At 62.0% G+C, this 22922-nt stretch carries 20 protein-coding genes and 1 pseudogene; 8 read left to right on the plus strand and 13 right to left on the minus strand.

All coding sequences use genetic code 11. The annotated features are described in order from the left end of the window. The first annotated feature begins 66 nt into the window (after positions 1–66). Positions 67–732: a PAS domain-containing protein gene (locus J6500_RS09075; RefSeq protein ID WP_225712357.1), complete on the plus strand. Its 666-nt coding sequence runs from the start codon at positions 67–69 to the stop codon at positions 730–732. A 170-nt stretch (positions 733–902) separates the two neighbouring features. Here the strand turns inward: J6500_RS09075 and J6500_RS09085 are convergent, their stop codons facing one another. The 9 genes from J6500_RS09085 to J6500_RS09125 all read right to left on the minus strand — a co-directional run bounded on the left by J6500_RS09085 (position 903) and on the right by J6500_RS09125 (position 10692). Further along, a complete protein-coding gene (locus J6500_RS09085; RefSeq protein ID WP_225712358.1) occupies positions 903–1655 on the minus strand; it encodes a hypothetical protein in 753 nt (250 codons plus the stop codon). 1279 nt (positions 1656–2934) lie between these two features. Further along, entirely contained in the window at positions 2935–3681 is a 747-nt protein-coding gene (locus J6500_RS09090; protein WP_225712359.1) for an SDR family NAD(P)-dependent oxidoreductase, read from the minus strand. 56 nt (positions 3682–3737) lie between these two features. Next, positions 3738–4700 carry a carbohydrate kinase family protein gene (locus J6500_RS09095; protein ID WP_225712360.1) on the minus strand — a complete coding sequence of 321 codons (963 nt, stop codon included), beginning with the start codon at positions 4698–4700 and terminating at the stop codon, positions 3738–3740. A gap of 32 nt (positions 4701–4732) precedes the next feature. Then, positions 4733–5425 (minus strand): L-fuculose-phosphate aldolase, encoded by a 693-nt coding sequence (locus J6500_RS09100; RefSeq protein ID WP_225712361.1) that lies wholly within the window; start codon positions 5423–5425, stop codon positions 4733–4735. Positions 5426–5444: 19 nt separating this feature from the next. Next, positions 5445–6209 carry a hotdog family protein gene (locus J6500_RS09105; RefSeq protein ID WP_225712362.1) on the minus strand — a complete coding sequence of 255 codons (765 nt, stop codon included), beginning with the start codon at positions 6207–6209 and terminating at the stop codon, positions 5445–5447. A gap of 21 nt (positions 6210–6230) precedes the next feature. Then, entirely contained in the window at positions 6231–6800 is a 570-nt protein-coding gene (locus J6500_RS09110; RefSeq protein ID WP_225712363.1) for a peroxidase-related enzyme, read from the minus strand. Between the two features lie 15 nt (positions 6801–6815). After that, positions 6816–9128 (minus strand): molybdopterin-dependent oxidoreductase, encoded by a 2313-nt coding sequence (locus J6500_RS09115; RefSeq protein ID WP_225712364.1) that lies wholly within the window; start codon positions 9126–9128, stop codon positions 6816–6818. Further along, complete coding sequence (locus tag J6500_RS09120) at positions 9125–9883, minus strand: CoA transferase (protein WP_225712365.1); 759 nt, start codon at positions 9881–9883, stop codon at positions 9125–9127. The genes J6500_RS09115 and J6500_RS09120 overlap by 4 nt, the downstream gene beginning before the upstream one ends. Beyond that, on the minus strand, positions 9883–10692 hold the full coding sequence (locus J6500_RS09125; protein ID WP_225712366.1) for a CoA transferase subunit A: 810 nt from the start codon (positions 10690–10692) through the stop codon (positions 9883–9885). The genes J6500_RS09120 and J6500_RS09125 overlap by 1 nt, the downstream gene beginning before the upstream one ends. A gap of 244 nt (positions 10693–10936) precedes the next feature. Here J6500_RS09125 and J6500_RS09130 point away from each other — a divergent pair, with 244 nt between their 5' ends. From J6500_RS09130 to J6500_RS09145, 4 genes are all read left to right on the plus strand, one after another. Then, positions 10937–12091 carry an ABC transporter ATP-binding protein gene (locus J6500_RS09130; protein WP_225712367.1) on the plus strand — a complete coding sequence of 385 codons (1155 nt, stop codon included), beginning with the start codon at positions 10937–10939 and terminating at the stop codon, positions 12089–12091. Further along, positions 12088–13884, plus strand: a complete 1797-nt coding sequence (locus J6500_RS09135; protein WP_225712368.1) for an ABC transporter permease subunit — start codon at positions 12088–12090, stop codon at positions 13882–13884. The genes J6500_RS09130 and J6500_RS09135 overlap by 4 nt, the downstream gene beginning before the upstream one ends. A 26-nt stretch (positions 13885–13910) precedes the next feature. Continuing rightward, positions 13911–15005: an extracellular solute-binding protein gene (locus tag J6500_RS09140; RefSeq protein ID WP_225712369.1), complete on the plus strand. Its 1095-nt coding sequence runs from the start codon at positions 13911–13913 to the stop codon at positions 15003–15005. Between the two features lie 113 nt (positions 15006–15118). Further along, entirely contained in the window at positions 15119–15934 is an 816-nt protein-coding gene (locus J6500_RS09145) for an IclR family transcriptional regulator (protein ID WP_225712370.1), read from the plus strand. Positions 15935–16200: 266 nt separating this feature from the next. On the opposite strand, the gene J6500_RS09150 is transcribed toward J6500_RS09145, so the two are convergent. The 3 genes from J6500_RS09150 to J6500_RS09160 form a co-directional block, all read right to left on the minus strand. Beyond that, positions 16201–17118: a class I SAM-dependent methyltransferase gene (locus J6500_RS09150; RefSeq protein WP_225712371.1), complete on the minus strand. Its 918-nt coding sequence runs from the start codon at positions 17116–17118 to the stop codon at positions 16201–16203. A 235-nt stretch (positions 17119–17353) separates the two neighbouring features. Beyond that, positions 17354–18367, minus strand: coding sequence for a methyltransferase (locus tag J6500_RS09155; RefSeq protein WP_225712372.1), 1014 nt, complete (start codon positions 18365–18367; stop codon positions 17354–17356). Between the two features lie 36 nt (positions 18368–18403). Next, positions 18404–19363 (minus strand): Bug family tripartite tricarboxylate transporter substrate binding protein, encoded by a 960-nt coding sequence (locus J6500_RS09160; RefSeq protein ID WP_225712373.1) that lies wholly within the window; start codon positions 19361–19363, stop codon positions 18404–18406. 113 nt (positions 19364–19476) lie between these two features. On the opposite strand from J6500_RS09160, the gene J6500_RS09165 reads away from it, so the two are divergent. Continuing rightward, positions 19477–21024, plus strand: a complete 1548-nt coding sequence (locus J6500_RS09165) for a winged helix-turn-helix domain-containing protein (RefSeq protein WP_225712374.1) — start codon at positions 19477–19479, stop codon at positions 21022–21024. A 104-nt stretch (positions 21025–21128) separates the two neighbouring features. Here J6500_RS09165 and J6500_RS09170 read toward each other — a convergent pair. Further along, positions 21129–21465 (minus strand): annotated as a pseudogene (locus J6500_RS09170) (integrase); the annotation flags it as partial. A gap of 331 nt (positions 21466–21796) precedes the next feature. On the opposite strand from J6500_RS09170, the gene J6500_RS32185 reads away from it, so the two are divergent. Next, positions 21797–21982 carry a hypothetical protein gene (locus J6500_RS32185; RefSeq protein ID WP_376707780.1) on the plus strand — a complete coding sequence of 62 codons (186 nt, stop codon included), beginning with the start codon at positions 21797–21799 and terminating at the stop codon, positions 21980–21982. Between the two features lie 409 nt (positions 21983–22391). Beyond that, entirely contained in the window at positions 22392–22844 is a 453-nt protein-coding gene (locus tag J6500_RS09180) for an Hsp20 family protein (protein WP_225712375.1), read from the plus strand. Positions 22845–22922 lie beyond the last annotated feature (78 nt).

Here is a 22922-nt window from a genome sequence, read left to right on the forward strand (position 1 = left end):
TCATCGCAATTGTTTCCCTGCGAGCTCACCTTACCTGATAGGGTGTTCATGAAAGTAGGTAAGCCCATGTCGGACGCGGTCGAGACTATGCTGGAGCGCGCGCTCGCCGTCGTGCTGGCGGGCGACCAAGCGCTGCGTAAGGCGCTCGACGAACTGCCCGCCGCCATCTACGTCACCGATGCCGATGGGGTGATCACCTATTTCAATCCCGCCTGCATCGATTTCACGGGCCGGCGTCCGCAAGTCGGCGCGGACCGCTGGTGCGTCACCTGGCGCCTGTACACCAACGCCGGTGACTTCCTGCCCCATGCCGAATGCCCCATGGCGGTCGCGATCAATACCCGGCGGCCGATCCGCGGCGTGACAGCGGTCGCAGAACGGCCCGATGGCACGCGCGTGGTCTTCCGGCCCTATCCAACTCCGATTTTCGACAAAGATGGCAGGTTCGCGGGAGCGGTGAACCTGCTCGAAGACGTTACAGACGAAGCACGCGCCGAGGATTTCCAAGCCCAGGCCCGGCGCTGCCGGCGACTGGCCAATGCAGTGGCGGACGATTTTGCGGCCGATACGCTAAGCCGCATGGCCGAGGAGTATGAAGCGAAAGCGGCCGAGTTGCTCGGCCACAATCGGTTCGCAAATAGCCGCGCGGATGGGAACGAAATACGTCAGGCGCCCACCACGGACTCGGGTGACGATGGCCCGGAGACCGTCGCCGGCGCTCCTCGTACTTAGTGCGTGAGCAAGAATTGGAAGCAGCGATGGCTGAAGGCGTATCTAAACGGCCGGCAAGTTCGGGCGTGCCCGGCCTGGACGAGATACTGATTGGCGGCCTGGAGCGCGAAAACCTCTACCTGATCGAGGGCACGCCGGGTCCGGCAAAACAACCATGGCGATGCAGTTCCTCATCGAGGACGCCCGCCATGCAAGGCATACTCTACATTAGCCTTTCGGCGCGCGGGGTATGCCCTGCGAAGGCGTGCCGCTGCAACTGTCGAAATTCGCCTGACGAGGAGCCTTACGATCGCAAGGAGACGAGCGGCCGCTTTGCGTCTCGGCCGCCACTCTGGGACGACCAAAACCGGGCGACGATCGCCGTGTATGGCAGCGGCATCAGGTCGGCGCCTGTATTCGTCCAATAGCCGTAGCCAAGCGACAGATAGATGCTGACATGCATCGCCGCGAAGAAGATCAGGACGACGGGACACCACCGCGGCAGAAAGAGTGTGACCGCAGCGATCAACTCGAGAACGAATATCAGCAGTGCCGCAATGAAGGCCAGAGCTGATGCCGTTGAACCAAAGGCTCGTCGAGTAGCTCGAGACGAAGAGCGAGTTTTCGATGGCTGATCTGGACCAAAGCTCGGTGTGAGCATCCAGGACCCACTTCACGCCATAGTCGGTAATCTTGTTCAACCCGAAATAGAAGTAGTAGGCGTTCATAAAGAACAGCAGGACCAAGACCGGACCGTGAAATCGGGAGCTCAAGGCCATCGGCTGCGCGGTCTTCCCGATCTGGTAATGGGCACCCGGCGGAAACAATGCGACGACGAACAGCATGAAGAGCATGACGGTCGTCGAAGCGCCGATGGTGTCGCCGGCAATCAAGAACATGCCGACGAGGTGCGTTCCAAGCAGAATGGCGGTCCAGGCAGCCATCCGCGGGAAGATACCGACAGGCCGCAGAACAGTGCAACAAGGGTCGTCATCTGCATCGCATGCAGAACATTGACGGTCGGACGAGGGATAAACTCGTACACAAACTGGAGCGTGGTCCAGTAGAACCAGGGCGTTTTCCGGTCGGCTCAGGGCATCGAGCAGTTCATAATCAATAGTCCGCTAATTTCCTGGCTATCGCTCTTCGGTTTAAGGGAGGAAGCTATCGACGCTGCCGATTTCGCCGTCATCCGATCGGTTCACAACATCGCGGAGGAAGTATGTGAGGTGTTGAGCAGTCGCGGCTATGTGTGTGGCTATACGCTGTCGTCGGCGCGGTCGAGCAGTGCGTTCAGTCGCTCGAGATCACGCGACGACTCCCCTACCCACGATCGAAGAAGCCGATCGGCTGGCGGGTCGAAATAGGCAAACTGCAGAGCGCGTTGAAGGGAATCTATACGCTCAATGCGCCTCCGTCTGCGTCCGAGTGATTGCGATCAATCTCGCATCCTTGACTAATTCCTTGAACGAGCCGAGCGCTTAAGCCTGGGTCACCTCTAATGTGCACGGGTTGCCGTGCACGATCGCCCGCCCTCCGGCGACAGCGCTCCCAAATTATCCGACTCGTCGCACGGCGTGCGACGTACGACCACCAAAGCGTCGCACGAGACTCGGTTTGTTCTGTCGTGAAAATGAAAAAAGCCCTTGCGGGCCAATCCCTTGAGGGTGGTGGGCGCACCAGGGCTCGAACCTGGGACCCGCTGATTAAGAGGCGTATGATTTCGGCGAAAAATCAACGACCATTCCGACAAATGTGTCGCTTGTCGTGCATTGGACCGGCATTCAGATTTCCATTTGTCGGAATAGCCCGGTGGCAAATACGCGCAGCTCTCAAGGTCCAACAATATGAGCCGTCGGGAGTTCGAGTCATGAGACAGCTACAGTCCGAAACCCACTCCTAAGAGGAGTGGCTCACGCTTGGTAGCGGGGTCCGCTACATCGCGAAACCCACTATATCGGGAGCGTTGTTTTATTGTCGAAGGCCCGTTTAACTCCGATAGCGCGTCGAGTAGTCCGCCAAAGATCGCCAAACTTAGACAGCCGATCGTGGGCACTGCTGCGCCCTTCCAACAGTGCGGCTCACCGCGATCCGAAGTCATCATCTGACGCCAAGTCGATATTGGCCGCGGTTTGCCAGACCACGAGAACCGCACCAGTTTCGGACAGAAGCGGCGCGCTGAGAGGCAAGATATCGAGTTTCTTATGACGATCGAGCCTGTTGCTAGCTGTAGAAGATACCTCCGTCCACGTTAAGGGCTTGGCCGGTCACAAACGCAGAATCATCAGACGCGAAGAACGCCACGGGCCCGACGACGTCCTCCGGCTGCCCGAGCCGGTGCAGGTCCGTGACTTTCTCGAAATAGGCGACCCGCTCGGGATCGCGGAGATTGTTCATCCCCATATCGGTCACGATGATGCCCGGACATACGGCATTGACCGTGATGCCGTAGCCTCCGAACTCCATGGACGACACCCGGGTGAAGCCGACCACCGCCGACTTCGATGCGGCGTAGTGGGACTGTCCCGGACCACCCGTTCGGGCCGCGAGCGAGGCGATATTGACGATCCGCCCGTATTTGCGCTCCTTCATATGTGGCACCACGGCCTGGGTCATCTGGAAGACGCCGCGCGTATTGACGGCGAAGGTCTGATCCCATGTATCGGTCGTCAGCTCGTCGATGGTCGCCAGCCTGAGTATCCCCGCATTGTTGACGAGGACATCGATGTGCCCGAGATCCTGGACGGCTTCAGCCACGGCCCGCCTGCAATCGCCAAGGTCGCTGACATCGCCCAGCACTGAAATGCAGCGGCGGCCCAGCTCCTTCACCTGTGCAAGAGTCTGGAGGAGGACCTCCTCCTGGACGGCGATGTCGGTCAGCGCGAGATCGTAACCGCGCTTTGCAAGGCCAATGGCTATCGCCCGGCCAATTCCGCGGCTTGCTCCCGTCACGATCGCATGTCGGGCCATGTTGCGTTCTCCCTTGCTTGTTGTTCGGATCAATTCTCTTGATGGAGTGAAAGGATTCAGGCGCGAGCCGGCTCGCGCACCGGGAGCGTGTTCATGGCCCTGACGGTCTCCTCGAACGAGACGAGATTGGCGCCCGAGCCCAGCCCCGTCGCGACGATCGCGGCCGTCGCGGTCGCGAGCTTGGCGCAGTCGAGCAGGTCCCAGTCGCGAACCAGCCCCGCGATGAAGCCGCCCGTGTAGGAATCGCCGCATCCCGAGGTATCGCGGACCGCGACGTCGAACGCCGGCACCGTGAACTGACGTCCGTCGCGTGTCATCACGAAGGAACCATCGGCACCGAGAGAAATGGCGCAGGCCCCCGCTCCCTTGTCGATGAAAAACCGCGCACACGCGGCGGGTTCGTCGGTTCCGACCATGGCACTAGTCTCATCGATGCTCGGCATGAAGAAGTCGACATGGGGCAGCAGCGGCTCGACCAGCGCCAGCGTTTCGCGCCGCGCCTGGATGAGATCGAGCGTCGTCGTACAACCGGCCGCCTTCGCATCGCGCAGCAATGCGACGGAAGGCTCTCCATCCATCGCGAGCAAGGAGCCGACCCCGCCGAGATGCAGAATCTTGCTCCGGCAAGCGGCCCTTTGGGTTTCGGGTGCGATCCGCCAGCGGGCGGAAGCGCCTCTTGCGTGCATGACCGGACGCGAGCCGTCGGGCCTGATCGGCAGGATCGTGGCCGAGGTCGGACTGTCGGCCATCCGCTCCATAAGAGAGATGTCGATGCCTTCGCGCTCCAGCACGTTCAGCATCCAGTCGGCCTTCTCGTCGGAGCCGACGGCGCCAACTGCGAGCGCCTTCAGGCCGAGCCGCGCGCAAGGGACGACCGTTCCGCCGGCGGTGCCGGCGACCGCCAGCCGAATTTCTTCGATCAGCAAGCGGCCGCCACCGGGCGGAATCTCGGTCACCGGGACCCCCAGAATATCCAGAATATAAGTGCCGCAGACGCTGACGTCGTGAGGGTGTGCCATGAGTTCTCGCAGGCCAGTGGTTGGATCGTGATTTAGCTCGACTGCTGGGGAGTCTTGGGCGTGCCGTGGCTATCGCGCAGGCCGTACTGTCCCCATCGCTTCAGGATGCTGTCGATCTCCTCGTTGGGCAGCAGCGGAGGAGAGCCAAGTTGGAGACAGCCGTGATACTGCTTGGCGAGCACCTCGACCTCCACGGCGAGCCACATGGCCTTGCGCAGATTGGGGCCGATGGCGATCAATCCGTGATGTGCGAGGAGGCAGGCTCGGCGGTAGCGAAGCGCGTTGAGAGCCGCCTGCGACAGCTCGGCCGTGCCGTATTGAGCATAGGGCGCGCAGGGGATGTCGTTTCCGCCGGCTGCAGCGATCATGTAGTGAATCGCAGGGATCGCGCGATTCATGATCGCGATGATGGTGCAGAAGACCGGATGGGCGTGGACGACGGCGCCGACCTCCGGCTTCGATCTCAGGATGTCGAGGTGGAATCGCCACTCCGTCGACGGAACGTTGCCGGCCGACGCGGCCCACGAACCGTCCCACTTCATGGCCACGATATCTTCGGGCTTCATACGGTCGTATGGAAGACCGGACGGCGTGAGCAGGATGCCGTCCTCGGTTCGGACGCTGATGTTTCCGGACGTTCCCTGGTTGATGCCTTGCGCCGCCATCTCGCGACACGCGTCGATGATGGACTGACGAAGTTCGAGCTCTGCTTCGCGGCTGGTCATACGCTGCTCCCCCTCCCGTTCATGCCATTGATCCGAGCTGAGTCTGCCGGTCGACCAGCAGCCACGTCGTTCGTGCTATCGCCAACACCTCCTGCTCCGCATTGAGCAAGGCGCTTTTGGCAAAGAGCTTGCGGCCATCCCGCCCGGTCGGCCACGCCACCACCACACATCGATCTCCGGGACGCGGCCGGCGATCGATCCGAGCGGCCATGCGTCCGAGCAGCGCCGTTTCGTCGCCCTTCAATCCCAGGTGACGGGCGCCGACGCTGCAATAGCCAGTCGGGCAGTCGAGAGCGGCCCAGACGAATTCGGACGCGACATAGCCGTCCGCACCGGACAGGCTGCCGTGAGGAATCCAGGAGGCCGCGAATACGACGGGCTTGCCGGCGACGGCGCCCGGCTGCAGCGGACCTGCGAAGATACGGAGACCATCGCCGGGCGCGCGTGCGGGCCCGCACACGAAGCATGTGGGCAGGTTGTGGGTCTGCTCGTCGTAGGGTGTTCGTCCCACCGCCTCAGTGGCCGCCTGGTAGCTCACCCTGGGAACGTCCGATACATCGAGGCTCGCAACACGCGCCGTCGCGAGCAGCCTGTCGTTCTCACGCAACTCGATCCCGCCGTCGGCCCCCGTCAACACGTCGAGCAACCGCTCCAGCGGCGGCGGGGCGCGCAACGTAACTTCGACGTCTCCCGCGGCGTGCCTTGCGAGGCATCCGCATACATAGCCTCCGTTGCCGGAGTTGGGCGGGCCCCGGAAGCGTCTGTCGATGACCAGCGATACCATTGCAGTCCTCGTCCGCGGCGTTCAGCGTCCCATCGCGAAGAACTCGTCGTTCGGACGCATGCTGGTGACGTTGGCGAGGCGGTTCGACATGCCGAAGAATGCAGCGATGGCCGCAATGTCCCAGACGTCCTCCTCGGTGAATCCGTGTCCTTTGAGATCGCCGATGTCGGAGTCGTCCACCTCGTAGGCGCGCGCCGAGACCTTCATCGCGAAATCGAGCATCGCCCTTTGCCGCGCGGTGATATCGGCCTTGCGGTAGTTGGCCGCGATTTGGTCCGCGATCAACGGATTCTTCGCACGCACGCGCAGGATGGCGCCGTGCGCGACCACGCAGTACTGGCACTGATTGGCGCTGCTGCTCGCCACCACGATCATCTCGCGCTCGGCCTTGGTGATCGGGCCGGGCTTGTCCATCAGCGCGTCATGATAGGCAAAGAACGCCCGGAACTCGTCCGGGCGGTGCGCGAGCGTCAGGAAGACGTTGGGGACGAAGCCGGACTTCTCCTGAACCGCTTCGATCCGCGCGCGGATATCCGAAGGCAGCGTCGCGATATCGGGGACGGGAAAGCGGCTGATGGCGGGCGCAGACATGTTCCAAAGCTCCTGTTAGATCGCGGCGAGCGCGACAAGCGTTTCCCGATAAGCCTCGAACGCATCGCGGCGATCGGCGGCGTAGGGCTCGGCGCGCACGAGGCACGTGTGCGCCGAGCAGCCCTGACCGAATTGAGAGGTGCCGATATCGAGCGTGAGCACGTTCGGATTGCCGGCGAGCTCCAGACCGCTATTGCCTGTCGGCGTGAACCAGGCGCCGGTCGGAAGCACCAGCACGCCCTGACGCACGTTGTCGGTGACGTCGGCCGTCGCAAGGCACTCTCCGCGGCCGTTCCAGATCCGGATTGTCTGGCCGTCGGCGATGCCGAGAGCGGCCGCGTCCTCGGGATGAAGGCGCGCCTGTTCACGGCCGTTGCGTTTCATGGCCCGGCTCGATGCGCCGGTCTCGAGCTGACTGTGAAGCCGGCCGGCCGGCTGATGCGAGATGAGATGCATCTGGCCGGCGTCGGCGGCATTGCCGAGCCATTCTGCCGGCTCAATCCACGCAGGATGCGAACGGCAGTCGGCATAGTCGAGCCCGGCCAGGGTCTCGCTGCCGAGCACGATCCTTCCGCTCTCAGTCCTGAGCGGATGCGCCCCGGGATCGTTGCGAAAGTCGGCCAGATAGGTGTGTTCTGTCTCGACCGGGCAGCGGGCATAGCCGGCGTCCCAGAACGCATCAAAGTCCGGCATCGCGAAGCCGAAGCGCTTCGAGGCGTCGCTGCGGCACGCGTCGTAGAGGTGGCGGATCCAGCCCATCTCGTCACGGCCTTCGTTGAAGCGATCGGCGACGCCGAGCTTGCCTGCGATCGCGTCGAAGATCTCGAAGTCGGAGCGGGATTCGCCCAGCGGCTCGATCGCCTTCTTCATCGCCAGGATGAAGTCGGAGCGGCGGTTGCCGGCAAGATCGTTGCGCTCGATCGACGTGGTTGCCGGCAGCACGATGTCGGCCCGCTGCGCCGTCGCCGTGAACATCGGGTCCTGCACGATGATCGTTTCGGGCCTCGTCCAGGCTTCCGACAAGCGATTGAGGTCCTGATGATGGTGGTACGGATTGCCGCCCGCCCAATAGACTAGCCTCGTATCCGGATAGGTGCGGACCTTGCCTTCATAGCTGAATGGCCGGCCTGGATTAAGCAGCATGTCAGTGATCCGAGCCACCGGGATGAAGCTGTCAATCGGGCGGGTCAGCTGCGAGATGGCCGGAGACCTGCCGAGGTTGAGCGGCGCTCCCACGCCCCCGAGGGAGGCGTAGCCGTAGCCAACGCCGCCGCCCGGCAATCCGATCTGGCCGACAACCGATGCAAGTCCGAGCGCCGCCCAGAACGGCTGTTCGCCGTGATGGGCGCGCTGCAGGCTCCAGCTCACGGTCAGCATGCTGCGCGTATCCACCAGCCGGCTTGCAAGCCCGGCTATCATCTCCGCATCGAGGTCGCAGATGCTCGCGGCCCACACAGCCTCCTTGCGCACGCCGTCGGTCTTGCCTTCCAGATAGCCGAGCAAGCGATCGGCGCCGCTGGTGCAGCGCGCGAGGAAATCCGTATTGTGCCGGCCCGCCTTCACGATCTCGCCGGCAAGGCCGAGCATCAGCGCCGTGTCGGTGTTCGGCCGGATCGGCCACCATTCGGCGTTGACCCAGTCGGGCAGATCATCCTTCAGCGGCGAGACGTGAATGATTTTGACGCCACGTTCGACGATCTGCCTGAGATAGGTTTCGAGCCGGTGGCTGCCGATTCCGCCGGCCTCGTTCTGCGCGGTTCGCGGCGACAGAGCGCCGAACACCACCAGCGTCTCGGTGTGCTGTGCGATCGTGTCGAGCGTGTTGGCGCGTCCGCCGCATGCGTCGTCGCTTCCCAGCGTGTGGCGCAGGATCACGGGACCTGCCGCGATGGAATAGGTATCGACGTGCCTGGTGAAGCCGCCAACCAGATTGAGCATGCGCTTCAGAAGCGACGAGGCATGGTGCAGGCGGCCGGAATTGGTCCAGCCATAGGAGCCCGCGAAGATCGACGCGTTGCCAAAGGTGCCGGCGACGCGGCGCACTTCGTCGGCGACCAGCGTCGTCACCTCGTCCCAGCTCAGCGGCACGAACTTCTCACGGCCACGCCCCCGGCGGTCGCTTTTCTCGCGTTTGTCGAGCCAACCCGACCGGACCATCGGTCGCAGCACGCGCCGCTCCGGGTTAGCCCATTCGGCAATGGAATGGATGATCGGGGAAGGCGCCGGATCGTGCGCGAACGGCTCGACGCCGACGATCTGCTGCCCCTCGACGAGGATCGTGTACGCCCCCCAATGGCTGCAATGCGGGACCCGCTTGACCTTGCTCATGCATCAACCGTCCCAAGCTCGCGCCGCATCTGCGCGGCGAATTCGGGATAGGTCTCGGCGAGCTCGTCGAACACCCGTCCGCGGAGCAGATCGAGCGTCGCTCGATCGGGCAGCACGGTCTGCCGCGGCTCGGCGTCATGCTCGAACCGAAAGCCGGTCGCCTCTTTGATCTCCGCGAGGTCGTGCCCGGGATGGACACTCTCCAGCTCGAACCCCGGCCGCGTTTTGTCGAAGTGGAAGAGACCTTTGCCGGTCAAGAGAGCGATAGGACCGCCGCTCCGGAACACCCCGTCCGGACTGACACCGGGGGCGCTGATGAAGTCCACCTTCTCGACGAAAACACGTGGCGTATGCTCCTCCCGGAACAGGATGACGCGCGGCACGACGAAATAGAGATAGGCCGATCCGAACGAGCCAGGCCAGCGCACGCTCGAACGCGGATAGTCCCCGGCGCCGACGAGGTTCACGTTGCCGAGGCCGTCAATCTGGCCGCCGCCGAGGAAGAACGCATCGATCCGGCCCTGGCCTGCGCAATCGAACAGCTCCGCCGAACCGTTGGTGAAGAAATTGTGCTCGACGGAGCCGAGAATGGAGATGCGTGGACCGACGGCGCCGCTCGCTTCCTTCATTGCACGCAGGAGCATCGCACCGGCAGCAGGAATGGGAGATGACGCTCCCACCGCGACATGCCTGACTCCATCGAGCAGCCGCGCGATCGTGCAGATCAGCACTTCGCGAGGGAGGACCTCCGCCATCACGCGGGCTCCATCTGCGCCCGGGCCATATAGGCGGAGAAGCCGTCGGCCGTTCGTGCAGCTTTCGCATAGCGCGCGATCTCCGCGCTGTCTGCCGGATACTCGCCCCACAGACCGTATGGCCACGCCCCCTTCGGAGCGCGCCCGACCGCCGTGACGTAGAGCGCGGGCAGCACGCCGGCGGCGCTCATCTCGTCTGCAAGCAGATTCTGCTCGACGATGCGTTCCACGGTAACCAGAGTGATCCGCGAGGCGTAGGCCATTGCGGCAAGCTCGCGGCGCCGCCCGATCCAGACATTGCCGAAGCGATCAGCCATCGGCACGTGGAAGATCGTGACGTCGGGCTTGATGGCCGGAATCAGCACGATCGGATCACCTCCGTCCGCCAGCGGATTGTCGACGACGCGCCAATCATCGCGATGGCGGAGCAGGTCCGTTCCGATCAGCCCCCGGAGCGGCATGAAGGGACTGCCCTTCTGCGCCGCCATCAGGCCCGCATGGATGGCAGGACACGTGGCGTCCTTCAATCGAACCGCGCCGTCCTTGGCAGCGGCGTTGAACCGGGGCGCTCCGCCTGCCTCGCCCAGCGAGACGGCGCTGGTCTCGACCGTCCGGACCAGACCTGCGCCGACCAGCTGGTCGACCTGCAATCCACCGGTCGGCACGCAGACGAGATCGAGATCGCCCGCGCCATGCTCGATGATCGGCTGCGTCATGGCCATGGAAACCCCGGCGTAGTCGACCGGCAGCGCCAGGCGCATGCCCGGCTTGATGTGCTTCGCCATTGCGCGAGGCTCGCTCAACACCATTATCTCCCATATCTGTTCTATAATATAGAACATTATTCCAAATTTATGTTAGGCGAGTTTCCTCGATTGTGTCAACGCGTCATCGCCGACTATACCTTTGTTTACAGAGGTTCGTGCTCACGCGAACCGATCGCCGCGACTCCCATTGCGCTCTGACTCAACAGATCGGCTTGACAAGATAACGCTTCACGCCAACAATAATTGGAATAACGTTCTACAATATAGAACATGCTGGGAGGATAGAATGGGTGAGCCCGCGGCTCAGCGCGCGATGCGCTCCGGCGATGCGAATGTTCGGACCTCGCCGATCGGCCGCCTGAAGGAGCGCGACGCGATCGGATCGCGCATTGCCGTCCGCGACGCCGTGAAAACCTACGGCAGCTTTCATGCGGTCGACCGGATCAGCATCGACATCGAACCAGGCGAATTCATCACGCTTCTTGGCCCCTCCGGGAGCGGCAAGACGACGCTGCTCAACCTCGTGGCCGGATTCCAGAATCTCGACAGCGGCGAGATCCTCGTGGACGGAAAGCCTGTCCACAACGTGCCCACGCACAAGCGCGGCTTCGGCATGGTGTTCCAGAGCTACGCGCTGTTTCCGAACATGACCGTGAGCCAGAACGTCGCGTTTCCGCTTCGGATGGCGGGCGTCGACCGGGCGACCGCGGAGCGACGCGTCGCCGAAACGCTGGAGATCATGCGGCTGACGGAGCATGCGGCGAAATCTCCCTCTCAGATGTCTGGTGGGCAGCAGCAGCGCGTCGCGATCGCGCGCGCCATCGTCAGGCGGCCCAAGGTCGTGCTGATGGACGAACCGCTCAGTGCTCTCGACAGGCGGTTGCGCGAGCAGATCCAGATCGAGATTCGCGATCTTCATCAGACCATCGGCAGCACCATCCTGTTCGTCACCCATGACCAGGGCGAAGCCCTGACCATGAGCGACCGCATCGCGGTGCTCAACGCCGGCAGGATCGTCCAGATCGGCCGTCCGCTGGACATCTATCGACATCCGACCGATCGCTTCGTGGCCTCTTTCGTCGGCGAGAGCAATCTGGTCGAGGCGGAGATCCTGCAGAAGCGCGGATCGACGCTGACGTTGAAGAACCGCGCAGGATACGTGTTCAGCGCCGAAAGCCGGGACACGATCGACGTTGGGCGCGCAACCGTGCTCGTGCGCCCGGAACGCATCGCCGTGTCGAACGAACCGACTGCGAATTCCACGCCCGTCAACGTCACGTCCGCGATCTTCCTCGGCGAGATCCTGCGGATCGAGGCGCAAATGGAGGGCGGAGAACAGCTCCTGATCCGGTGCACCGACATGGCCGACCGGCCCCTGCCGGCCGTCGGAGATCGCCTGCACGTGAGCTGGGGCGCCGCAGACTGCTGGGTGCTTGCATGACCTCGGCATCGATCGGCGCCGAGGCGGACCGGCCCGCGGATCTCGATCTCGTCAGGAGGCTGAAGGATCCGGCGCTCCTGCTCCTGCCCGCGCTCGTGTTTCTGGCCTTCATCTATCTCCTGCCGCTGATCGACCTCATCCGGATCAGCGTGAGCGGGCCATCGTGGTCGTCGTATTTCGCGCGAGTCTTCGCCATACCACTCTATTGGGATTCGCTCGTCCGCACGATGCAGATCTCGGTCACCGTCGCGGGCCTGTGCCTGCTGTTCGGATATCCGACGGCGCTGCTCATTCACCGCAGCCGCGGCATTGCCCAGGCCCTGATCGCGACCGCGATCGTGCTCCCCTATTTCATCGCCATCCTGATCCGGACCTACGCCTGGATGGTGCTGCTCGGCCGCAACGGGCCGGTCAACAAGCTGCTGGTCTCGATCGGCATATTGAGCGAACCCGCGCAACTTCTCTTCAATCGCGGCACGGTGCTTCTCGGCATGGCCGCGGTGCTTCTGCCGCTGATGGTGCTGACCATCTATTCCAGCGTGGCGCGCCTCGATCAAAGCCTGAGCCGCGCGGCGATGGCCAGCGGCGCCGGGCCTATTGCGGCGTTCTGGCGCGTGCTGCTGCCGCTGACGCTGCCCGGGATGGGCGCCGGCTTCCTGCTGGTCTTCGTCGCGGCGATCGGGTTCTTCATTACGCCGACCCTGCTGGGGGGACCCGGTGACCAGATGTTTGCCATGCATATCACCCAGCAGGCAGACTCGGTCACATCGGAGGGGTTTCTGCAGGCCTTGGGCGTGGTGCTGCTGGCGATCACATTGGCGGTGGTCGCAGTGGCAGGACGTTTCCTCGGCTTCGAGTTCATCTGGGGCGGCCGCAAGCTGACTGAGGCCACGCCAAAGACCGCGAGCCCGCGGGCGACAGGCACGAGGCGCCGCACTCTCGGCGCCTCGGCGGCCGATCTGATCGGCTGGCCGCTCCTGAGGCTGTTCGGGCGGCTGCCGGCGAGCTTCGGGACCTGGACGGTTCGTCTCATGGGCGGCCTGGTCGTTGCCATTCTCATCCTGCCGATCATCGTGGTGATGATCATTTCCTTCAGCAGCGCGAGCTATCTGACCTTCCCGCCGCCGGGCTTCTCATTTCGCTGGTACGAGCAGTTCTTTTCCGATTCGAACTGGATGCGGGCGTTCTGGACCTCCCTGGTCGTCGCGGCGATGTCGGCCGCAATCGCGATCGTGCTGGGCGCGTCGGCCGCCCTCGGCATCGTCAGAAGCAGCATTCGCGGCAAATCCACCATCATGCTGCTTCTCGTAAGCCCGATCATCGTCCCTCCGGTCGTGCTCGGCCTGTCGCTCTACAGCCTGTTCCTGCGTTTCGATCTCGTCGGCTCCGTGTTCGGCCTTGCCGCGGCGCATGCGATCGGCGGGCTTCCCATCGTCGTGGTGATCCTGTCCGCGTCGCTTCAGGGCGTCGATTCCAGGCTCGAACAGGCGGCCGCCGTCCATGGCGCATCCTCGCTGACGGTGTTCCGCCTGGTGACGCTGCCTGCCATCATGCCGGGCCTCGCCGCAGCGACGTTCTTCGCCTTCCTGCACTCGTTCGACGAACTGGTGCTGACGCTGTTCCTGTCGAGCGCGGAGTTGAAGACGCTTCCGCTCATGCTGTGGGGCGACGTCAATTATCGGCTCAACCCGGTGCTGGCCGTGGTCTCGACGCTGGAGGTGCTGCTGGTGGTCGCCGGGCTCGCGCTTGCACGCCCCGTTCTCGCGACGTCGCGGAAAGCGACGACGCAATGATCGATTTCAACTGGAGGAAAGAGAAAATGCTGGGAATGAAACGCTGGCGGCTGTCGGCTTCGGTGCTCGCCTCGGCCCTGATCGTCGCGATGGGAACGGGCCTGGCCCAGGCGCAGAGCAACGTCGTGATCATGCAGGATCCGGGCGGCGGATATGGCGATGCGCTGCGCAAGGTGATGTACGATCCGTTCGAGAAGGAGACCGGCATCAAGGTCGTCACCGTCCAGGAAGCCCGCAGCGGCCCGCGCATCAAGGCTCAGGCCGAAACCGGCAAGGCGCAATGGGACCTGACGTTCATCTTCGACCAGGAGACGAAGCTGCTCGGCGACTGCTGCCTGGCCGACATCGACTATTCCAAGCTGTCGGACGGGGCGAAACAGACGCTTGCGGCAATGCCGGACAATCTGAAGCGCAAGAAGGGCGTGGCATTGCAGGTGATCGGCGTCGGCCTCGTCTACAACAAGGACAAGTACAAGGGAGAAAACGTACCGACGAGCTGGGCCGACTTCTGGGACGTGAAGAAATTCCCCGGCCGACGCTGCATGCCGGCCTGGCCGCGTTTCGTGTTCGAAGCGGCGCTGATGGCTGACGGCGTGGAGAAGAGCAAGCTCTACCCGATCGACATGGAGCGCGCGCTGAAGAAGGTCAAGGAGATCAAGCCACACATCGCCAAATGGTGGACGACGTCCGCACAGCCGCCGCAACTCCTGCTCGACGGCGAGGCCGACATGTGCATGGCCTACACCGGCTCGATGAGCAAGCTGGCCCTTGAGGGCGCGCCGATCGATCTGACCTTCAACCAGGGCTTCGTCTACTACGACTTCTTCTCGATTCCCAAGGGCGCGCCGAACTACGACAACGCGCTGAAACTGCTTTCCTGGCGGCTCGAGCCCAAGCGCGCGGCGCAGCTGACCTCGACCTTTCCGGTCGCCCTTCCCTCCCGCGTCGTATTCGAGGCGGCGACCGACAAGAAGCTCGCCCGTTACTGGGCCAACAACCCGGACAACGTCTCGAAGGCGATCGAATGGAGCCCGGATTATTGGGGTGCAGCTTCGCCGGCCGGAAACTCGACCAATGAGGAGTACGGGCAGGAGAAACTCAACGCCCTGCTGGCTCAGTAAGCAGCCGATCGGTCCCGACCCAAGGAGGATCGGGGCCGATCCCACACGCAGGCTGTTGCCGACCGCGCGTCCATGCTAGAGGCAGTGAAACATCATTCTATTTTGGCTGGCGGATGGATAAGGCTTTCACCAAGGGACTGCGTCTTTTGGAAGCACTTGCTCTGAGCGAACAGCCCCGTGGGGTCACCGACCTTGCGAGCGAGCTGAAGCTCACCAAGAGCAACGTGCATCGACTGCTGATGACTCTGCAGTCCCAAGGCTATGTGCGCCAGACCCCCCCGCACAGCACCTACGAGCTCACGACCAAGATCTGGGCGCTCGGCAGCCACGTCATTCACCGAATGGATCTCATCAACGTCGCGCGACCGGCAATGACGAAGCTCGCCGAGATCACCGGCGAAACCATTCACCTGTCCGTGCTCGAAGATACCGACGTCGTCTATGTCGACAAGATCGAAAGCGCGCACCATATCCGCGCCCATACCAGCGTTGGAATGCGCGCCCCGGCGTTCACCATGGCGACAGGCAAGGCGATGCTCGCTCATATGCCTGACGACTACCTGGAACGGTTCCGGCCGCATCTTCGGCGCTACACCGAGACGACGCGAACGACGATCGAGGAGCTGCGCGAGGACATCGAGCTGGCACGTGCGCAGGGTTACTCCTCCGTGCTGCATGGCGAGTGGCGAGAGGGCATTGCGGCCTGCGCCTGCGCGATCCTCGGTCGCTCCGGCGAACTCGTTGGGGCGATCGGGATGTCCGGGCCCGATACGCGCATCAAGCGGAAGCAGATCAGGGAATATTCGGTTCACGTGATGGAGGCGGCCCGAAACATTGGCGCCGCCCTTGGTTATTCTAATAGGACGGCGGCATACCCCGGCGTGAGAGACGGTCGTACGCCTCCCCCTCAATCACGGCGCGTCCCTTGATCCTTCCGGTAACGATCTCGTAGCGGGCAGTGGCTCGGTGCCATCAATGGAACCTCAAGCAGTCACAGCCTGTATCGTACTCTAGAGAGACGGGAGGATCAGGATTACCCAACAGGCCGGCGTTCACGGCACGCTGATTGATCCGCGAACTCACCGCCGCGGCCTGCTTGGCGACCGGAGCAGTCGTGGCGAGATCGCCGCTTGTTCTAATCTCCAAGTCGAGGCCACAGCGCTGATCGACCCGATAAACCTGCGATGGTCCGTCATCATGGTCCTGCTCCTGCGCGCGCAAGTGCGATGTGCAGGCTTGCGGGCGGTTGCAGCATATTCGTACCGGCTCTTGCGAAGCGCTCGGACATTTCCCTTCCGTCGAGATCTTCGATCAACGCGAGGCCAGCTCGCGACAGATCGTTCGCGATCTCGCCGGGGTCGAAGCCGGACACATAGGGCTCGCCCAACGTCGCCACCGCCTGGGCATTAAGGTTGTGAAGTAAACGCCCTCCGCCCGGGCCAAACTCAATTTGATCGACATAGGTGAAGACAAGCTCGCTGCCCGGAGCGCCACAGGCCGCCACGGCGCGCAGGGTTGCCAGGTTGGCTTCCCGCGTCAGATACACCGTGACGCCTAGCCAGGAGAAGAATGTTGGCTCGTCCTTCCGGAAGGAAGAACGGGCTAAGACCGTCGCAAGGTCCTCCCTTGCAAGGTCGGCAGCGATGAAATGAACAGACGACGGAAGCGTAATGCCGCATTCCCTGATGCGCTGAATCTTCATCGTTTGGGTCGCCGGATGGTCTATTTCGAAGATTTCCACGATGTCAGAAAAAGCCGGGCGACGAAGCGCGAAGCTGTCAAACCCGGCGCCGATCAGGACATACTGACGCACGCCCCGGACCGTCGCCTCCCGCAGCGCGTCCTCCGCATAGCGGGAGCGGATAACGACGCCGGGATAGGCAGCATTTGTCAGTAGGAACTGCTCGAGGATCGAATCTGGCGTCCGCAAGGCACGGGCACGCGCGTCCGAATCCATGCGAGCCAGAATCCGCTGGCGCATTGCATCCCGCTCGGATTGGGAGACGAGCCGATCGCCCCATGGGTCATCCAGAAGAGGAGAAGGATCGGACCGCGAATGCAGCGCTCTCATGAGAGATGTCACCAGAGCGGTACGACTGGGCGATGTTTCCATGATCGTTTGAAGGCCCTGCTTCTGGCTGTTGCGGAGGCGAGAGATCGGCAGTTGTGGCGGACGAGCGAAAGACTAGCAAAAATCGAAAGTTCGTGCGGTCCGTTGCCGGCCCATCAGCGAAGTGACGCCCGTCTGACGGAGAACCGCTCATTGGAGCATAGCGGACCAGGTTTGTTCATCCTGAATTCATCGCAAATTGACCCTGAGCCGGCACCGACAAAGTAACACGCTGATCCTATTTTTTGCCGATGATCATAGAGTTGCCACCTGGAAGATCTCGCACGGTCGCCTTTGCGAACCCGGTAGAACGCATCCAGGCGATGCAATCCGTCGCCGTATATCCAAACCCTCCCGACGTCCAAAGGAGCATGTTGAGAGAGGAGAGCAAGCCAGCTATGCTTGTGCGCCGGTCGTCGTCGATCAGCATGTCATAGACGATGATAGCTCCGCCTTTCTGGATCGCTTGATATGCCTTGTCCAGCAGCATCTTCTTGGTCGCAAGATCCCAATTGTGGAGGACGCGACCTAGTACGACTACGTCGGCCGCAGGCAGCGGATCTCTAAAAAAATCTCCTGCGATGAAACTCAACCTGTCCGTCACCTTCGATTCAACAGCGTAGCTTTCAAAAGCCGGACGCAACGCAGGGAGGTCAAAGCCAACCGCCCTAATGTGAGGATGCGCCAACGCGACCTGGACGGGCAGGCACCCCTGAGCGGTACCTACGTCACAGAGTGACTCATAGTTTTCCCACGGGAACTGGGATGCGATGCCTTGGGCCGCCAGCAAGCTGCCGGAGGTCATTGCGGCGACGAAGGTCTGAAATCTCGCCGCGTCGGCGTACAATGACCCGAAGTGATCCTGGCCCTGAGTCTCGGCGGCAGGATTGCCGGTCTGTAGTGCCTGCGTCAGCGATGCCCACATCCCGTATTCGCGGCGGTTGTACTGATTGAAGCTGGCACCCAGAAAAGTTGGCTTCGCTTGGTCAAGGTAGCGATCACTCTCCTCGGTATTGCGATATTGCCCTTTGTCATCTCGCGTGAGGAGACCCATCGCAACAAGTGCATCGAAGAAGTCGCGCGCCGCTCGACTGTGAACCTGAACGTGGCTGGCGAGCTCCTTCGCGTCGAGCGGGCCATTTGCCAGCACCGAAAAGACCCTGAGCTCCACCGCGCTCAGCAAAACTTTTGCCTGCCGATAGGCGCTGGCCATTTCGAAAAGCCGAGCGGCACGTGGGTGTTCGCCAGTCATATGCATGTACTCCTGTTGGCGGCGCTCACGCGTACGCTATCGCGACGCCGCCTCATTTTGATCGGGAAGCCGGGCACGCTCACTTGCGACAAGCTTTTGCAACTCTGCGGGAGAGGTAACGTGCACTCGCATACCCATCGCGTTGAAACGGTCAGCCAAGTCGCCATCTTTCGCGATCGCTTGCAGGTCGGCGCTAATGCGTTCGCGTAGCTCCAGGGACGTTCCGCGAGGCGCGAAGAAGCCGAGGAACGCGTCGAATGCAAGTTCTGGAAAACCGGACTCGCGCGCGGTAGGGACGTCGGGCAGGGAGGGTGATCGCCGACTATTCGTAACGGCGATGATCCTGATGCTGCCGGCTTGCGCCATCGGCAGCTGGGTTGCGAGACCAGCTACGTACAGTTGGAGCCGATTTTGCGAGAGGTCTTGCATTGCCAGACTCACCTCCTTGTATGGAACGCGCTGGAGGTTGAGGCCCGCCCGCCTCAAAAAGCCCGGCACGAGATAGTCCAGGCTGCCTGGAGTTCCGCTCCAGTTGAATTGGCCGTTCTTTGAGCGCGCTTGCGTGACAAAATCAGACATCGAGTTCATTGCCAGGGAGGCAGGGACGCCAATTGCGACGTAGACCTCAGCTGCGGCCGAGATCGGCAGAAGATCGTTGGGATCATAAGGAAGGCTACCCTTGTGCGAGACCAAGTTGCTCGTGAGGGGCCCTCCGTTCGTATAGAGGAGGGTATGCCCATCGCTGGAATTGAGCACGGTAGACACGGCGATGATGCCGTCGGCCCCGGGACGATTCTCGACAATTACGGGCTTGCCCCATCGCTTGGCCAGCTTGTCGGCGAACGGACGCGCCGTGACATCGCCCCCGCTGCCGGCTGGAAATGGAGTGACGATCTTCACGACCTGACTGGGCCAGGACTGGGCGTTACCCGGCAATGCGGTGAACGATAGAGCGATTGTTGTCAGGATTCCCAGAGCCAAGTTCGTGGTGCGCATGATGCGTCTCCTCGTCCAGCCTCGCCGCACGGCGGCTTGTCAAATTCGATGGACACTAGGAGACGGACACGCCTAAGGTCCTTGTTTCAGAGTCTGAAGAGTTCTGAAGAAGCATGACAACCAATCCGAAACCAAACCGAGAAGCCGTTCGATTTGGAAGTTTTGCGCTGGACCTCGTCGATCGGCGGCTGACCCGTTCGGGAGAGCCCGTCAAGCTCTCGAGCCGGGCACTCGATATCCTGTGCGAATTGGCCTTGGTTGCAGGCGAAGTGGTCAGCAAGGATCGCTTGATGGAAAAAGTTTGGCTCGGACGCGTGGTGGAAGAGAATGCGATCCAAGTGCATGTGTCCGCTTTGCGCAAGGCGCTTGAACGCGGAGGCGACGGTCACAGCTACGTCGTCACGGTCCCCGGAAGAGGCTATCGCCTAGTCGGCATCGATAGCAGCTCTGACGTGCCGGTGCATCCAGGCTCTGGAGGGATACCGGCGCGCGGTACCTCGGTTGCCGTCCTCCGGTTTGCCAATCTCAGTGGCGATTCCAGCCAGGATTACTTTGCGGACGGTATTGTGGAGGACATCATCACAGGGCTTTCACGGGTCACCGGGTTATCTGTGGTCGGCGCAACATCGAGCTTGCTGTTCGAGGCGGGCTCTGGCGACCTGGCGAGTATCGGGCGGAAGCTCGGGTGTCGCTATCTCGTTCAGGGAAGTGTGCGGAAGGCCGATAACCGCATACGGATCACGGCACGGTTGGTGGAATCTGAAACCGGCGTCGCTTTGTGGGCAGAACGCTACGATCGTCGTTTTGACGATATCTTTGAGGTCCAAGATGCGATCGCCATGAGTCTGGTTGGGGCCCTCGAGCCGAACTTACGCAAGATCGAGATCAGTCGCGTTCGAAGAGAGCGCCCCAACAGCCTTGATGCCTATGACCTGTTCTTGCGGGCGCTCTCCTCAATGCGCACAACCATGCCAACGGGAGCGGGCGAAGCCATTCCGCTATTGGAGAAGGCATTGGATCTCGAACCCGATTATTCTGCAGCACAGGCGCAGCTCGCACGATGTTTTCAGATAAGGTTTAGCCGGGGCGGTCTGAACGAGGCAGATCGTATGACTGCAGTCCGCTATGCTCGGGCTGCCACGAGAAGCGATGACGCGACCACGCTAGGTGCTGCGGGCCTTGTGATCTGGTTTACCGATGCCGACGTCGGTACCGCGTTCGAGGTCTTTGATCGTGCACTTTCCATCAGTCATTCGAATGTCGTTGCTTTGGGAAACAGCGCATTCGCTCATGCGTTTATGGGCCGCAGGGAAATTGCACTCACACTGGCGCAACGCGCATTGGAAGTGAGTCCGTTAGACACGCTGATCGCTCATATGGCGATTGCGGTAACCGAGTTTCATGCGAGCCACTTTGAGGAAGCTCTCAGCGCGGCAGCTCGCGCTGTCGAAGCGAATCCCTTCTTTTCTGTGCCGCAAGTCCTATTGACGGTCGCTCTCGTCCGGCTCGGTCGCATTGAGGAGGCGAGATCAGCTGCCGAGCGTGTCTTGAGCCTCGATCCGACGTTTACCATGCCAGTTTGGTCAGTCACTGTGCGGAAAAATCCCGCCGTTTTCGATCCGATGGCGCAGGCTTGGGCCCAACTCAACGCCCGGCGCTAATGTATGCCTCTGTCCGTTTTAGACTTCGGGCAAGCTCCGCTTTTTTCGTCGTTGTTGTGAATTGGGCGGAGATCCGTCGGCCCATCGCTTAGTGAGTACGCGCCCTAAGCGGCCAAGCGACGCTCCATTTCACCCTTCTCAGGGTCCCCGCACGAAGCCTTTTTCAGGAAGCGGGCCAACGCAGCCTTCATGAGTCCCGGTCCAAAATACCGTCAAGGAGTCCTTGAAGGTAGCCGGAGATCGTGTCCGCAGCCTTGATGAGCGTGGTGTCCAGCGTATGGATGTATTTGCTCGCCACCGACCTCTGGCATGACCGACCAGAGCCGCGATAGTCACCTCGGTAAAGCCGAGATCGTTGTCGATGCTCGCGAAGCTATGGGGCAGGACGTGGGGTGTAATATCGGATAGCGGGGAGTCCTCGAAGAGATGCTTCCACTGGTTTGAGCTGTCGATGAGGGGATCCCAAGACGTCGTTGTGCGCCGCTTGCATTGTTTCTCGCTGTTCTGGCACGCGCTCGACATCATGTGAGTCCTGATCTTCACATCGTTTATCCGGGAGTTCTTCCATGACCGACACACGTTGGGATGTTGCGCGGGGAGACACGCCGGCGATTCCCAACCTCGGAGCGAACGGCATTTTCTCGCTTGCTCGTATACACGATCGGTTTGCTGCTGGTGGCAATCCTGACGGTTACGTCCTTCTGGGTGGCAAACACCACGGCGATCTGGGCTCCCGGCGTGCCGGCCGGACTCGCCGTCTGCCATCGCCCAGATGGGCGTGCACCTGTTCTTTCTTCACATCACCACGGGACCGGACAGCACCCACAATGTGCTGGCGCTCGCCTTTGGCGTGCTCATCGTATTCCTGGTGCTCGCGGGATCGCTCGTGATCATGGCCAACCTGAATGAGAACATGATGGCGCATGGCGAGATCATGAACTTGCAAAGGCATCGTTGACCAGGGAGATGCTGCCTGCGGTCGGGTTCAAAATTTAAAGGAGGAGCGCGTAGTGTCGTTGAGCGCCGACGTGGGGCAGCGACGACGACCCTCGAAACATGTCGAGAGAGGTCGGCTGAGCGCACTCACGGTGCAGCAAATTCTTACCGGCGCTGCGCCCTGCATCGGCTACTGGCCCGCATGTTACATCAACCGCGATGGAGACGGGAGTGTCGCATGCGACAGGCGACACTGTAGTTTTCGCAAGTGCCTGGCAGGCCTTGAAACGATCCGACCCGCTTCTAATTTCATGGGTAGCCGCGCAGCAGTTGCGCGGCATGATCGGGCGCCTGGTACAGGGCCCGATCAACGGGCGCCCGGCAGGTGTCCGGGGTGCTCTTATCCATGTTGCTCAAAGGAGGATATGGCTATGACCACGCTTGATCTTACTCCCCTGTGGCGAACGACGGTCGGGTTCGATCGTTTGTTCGACCTTCTCGAGGACTCCGGCCGATGGAGCGGCGGGGACAACTACCCGCCCTACGACATCAAACGTGTCGGCGAGGATCGCTACCAAGTCTCGCTGGCTCTTGCGGGCTTCACGCCTGACGAGGTCTCCGTTACCGCCGAGCAGAGCACGCTGACCGTAGAGGGTCGCAAGGCCGAGAAGGGCAGCCACCAGTACCTTTATCAGGGCATCTCTTCGCGTCCGTTCCGGCGGATGTTCAATCTGGCGGACTACGTGGAGGTGAAGGGCGCCTGGTTTGAGAATGGCATGCTCACGATCGATCTGGTGCGTGAGGTTCCCGAGGCGATGAAACCGCGCCGGATTGCGATCGGTACCGGTGACCACCAACAAGTCGAGAACAAGCAGGCGGCGTAACACTGCTTGCATCTGGGGTGCGGTTCGCGACGCGGTCTCGCCGCCCCGTGAGCCTTTGGAAACAAGGAAAGGAGAAAC

The organism is Bradyrhizobium semiaridum (assembly GCF_020329505.1).
In the GTDB taxonomy this organism is placed as follows: domain Bacteria; phylum Pseudomonadota; class Alphaproteobacteria; order Rhizobiales; family Xanthobacteraceae; genus Bradyrhizobium; species Bradyrhizobium semiaridum.

Bases quoted from the DNA above. Each gene is read 5' to 3' on its own strand.
- J6500_RS09105 (WP_225712362.1), bottom strand. From the start codon at position 6,209: ATGGTATCGCTGGTCATCGACAGACGCTTCCGGGGCCCGCCCAACTCC.
- J6500_RS09110 (WP_225712363.1), bottom strand. From the start codon at position 6,800: ATGTCTGCGCCCGCCATCAGCCGCTTTCCCGTCCCCGATATCGCGACG.
- J6500_RS09160 (WP_225712373.1), bottom strand. From the start codon at position 19,363: ATGCGCACCACGAACTTGGCTCTGGGAATCCTGACAACAATCGCTCTA.
- J6500_RS09100 (WP_225712361.1), bottom strand. From the start codon at position 5,425: ATGACCAGCCGCGAAGCAGAGCTCGAACTTCGTCAGTCCATCATCGAC.
- J6500_RS09180 (WP_225712375.1), top strand. From the start codon at position 22,392: ATGACCACGCTTGATCTTACTCCCCTGTGGCGAACGACGGTCGGGTTC.
- J6500_RS09125 (WP_225712366.1), bottom strand. From the start codon at position 10,692: ATGGTGTTGAGCGAGCCTCGCGCAATGGCGAAGCACATCAAGCCGGGC.
- J6500_RS09165 (WP_225712374.1), top strand. From the start codon at position 19,477: ATGACAACCAATCCGAAACCAAACCGAGAAGCCGTTCGATTTGGAAGT.
- J6500_RS09090 (WP_225712359.1), bottom strand. From the start codon at position 3,681: ATGGCCCGACATGCGATCGTGACGGGAGCAAGCCGCGGAATTGGCCGG.
- J6500_RS09115 (WP_225712364.1), bottom strand. From the start codon at position 9,128: ATGAGCAAGGTCAAGCGGGTCCCGCATTGCAGCCATTGGGGGGCGTAC.
- J6500_RS09075 (WP_225712357.1), top strand. From the start codon at position 67: ATGTCGGACGCGGTCGAGACTATGCTGGAGCGCGCGCTCGCCGTCGTG.
- J6500_RS32185 (WP_376707780.1), top strand. From the start codon at position 21,797: ATGGGCGTGCACCTGTTCTTTCTTCACATCACCACGGGACCGGACAGC.
- J6500_RS09155 (WP_225712372.1), bottom strand. From the start codon at position 18,367: ATGACTGGCGAACACCCACGTGCCGCTCGGCTTTTCGAAATGGCCAGC.
- J6500_RS09120 (WP_225712365.1), bottom strand. From the start codon at position 9,883: ATGGCGGAGGTCCTCCCTCGCGAAGTGCTGATCTGCACGATCGCGCGG.
- J6500_RS09130 (WP_225712367.1), top strand. From the start codon at position 10,937: ATGGGTGAGCCCGCGGCTCAGCGCGCGATGCGCTCCGGCGATGCGAAT.
- J6500_RS09085 (WP_225712358.1), bottom strand. From the start codon at position 1,655: ATGGCTGCCTGGACCGCCATTCTGCTTGGAACGCACCTCGTCGGCATG.
- J6500_RS09135 (WP_225712368.1), top strand. From the start codon at position 12,088: ATGACCTCGGCATCGATCGGCGCCGAGGCGGACCGGCCCGCGGATCTC.
- J6500_RS09145 (WP_225712370.1), top strand. From the start codon at position 15,119: ATGGATAAGGCTTTCACCAAGGGACTGCGTCTTTTGGAAGCACTTGCT.
- J6500_RS09150 (WP_225712371.1), bottom strand. From the start codon at position 17,118: ATGGAAACATCGCCCAGTCGTACCGCTCTGGTGACATCTCTCATGAGA.
- J6500_RS09095 (WP_225712360.1), bottom strand. From the start codon at position 4,700: ATGGCACACCCTCACGACGTCAGCGTCTGCGGCACTTATATTCTGGAT.
- J6500_RS09140 (WP_225712369.1), top strand. From the start codon at position 13,911: ATGCTGGGAATGAAACGCTGGCGGCTGTCGGCTTCGGTGCTCGCCTCG.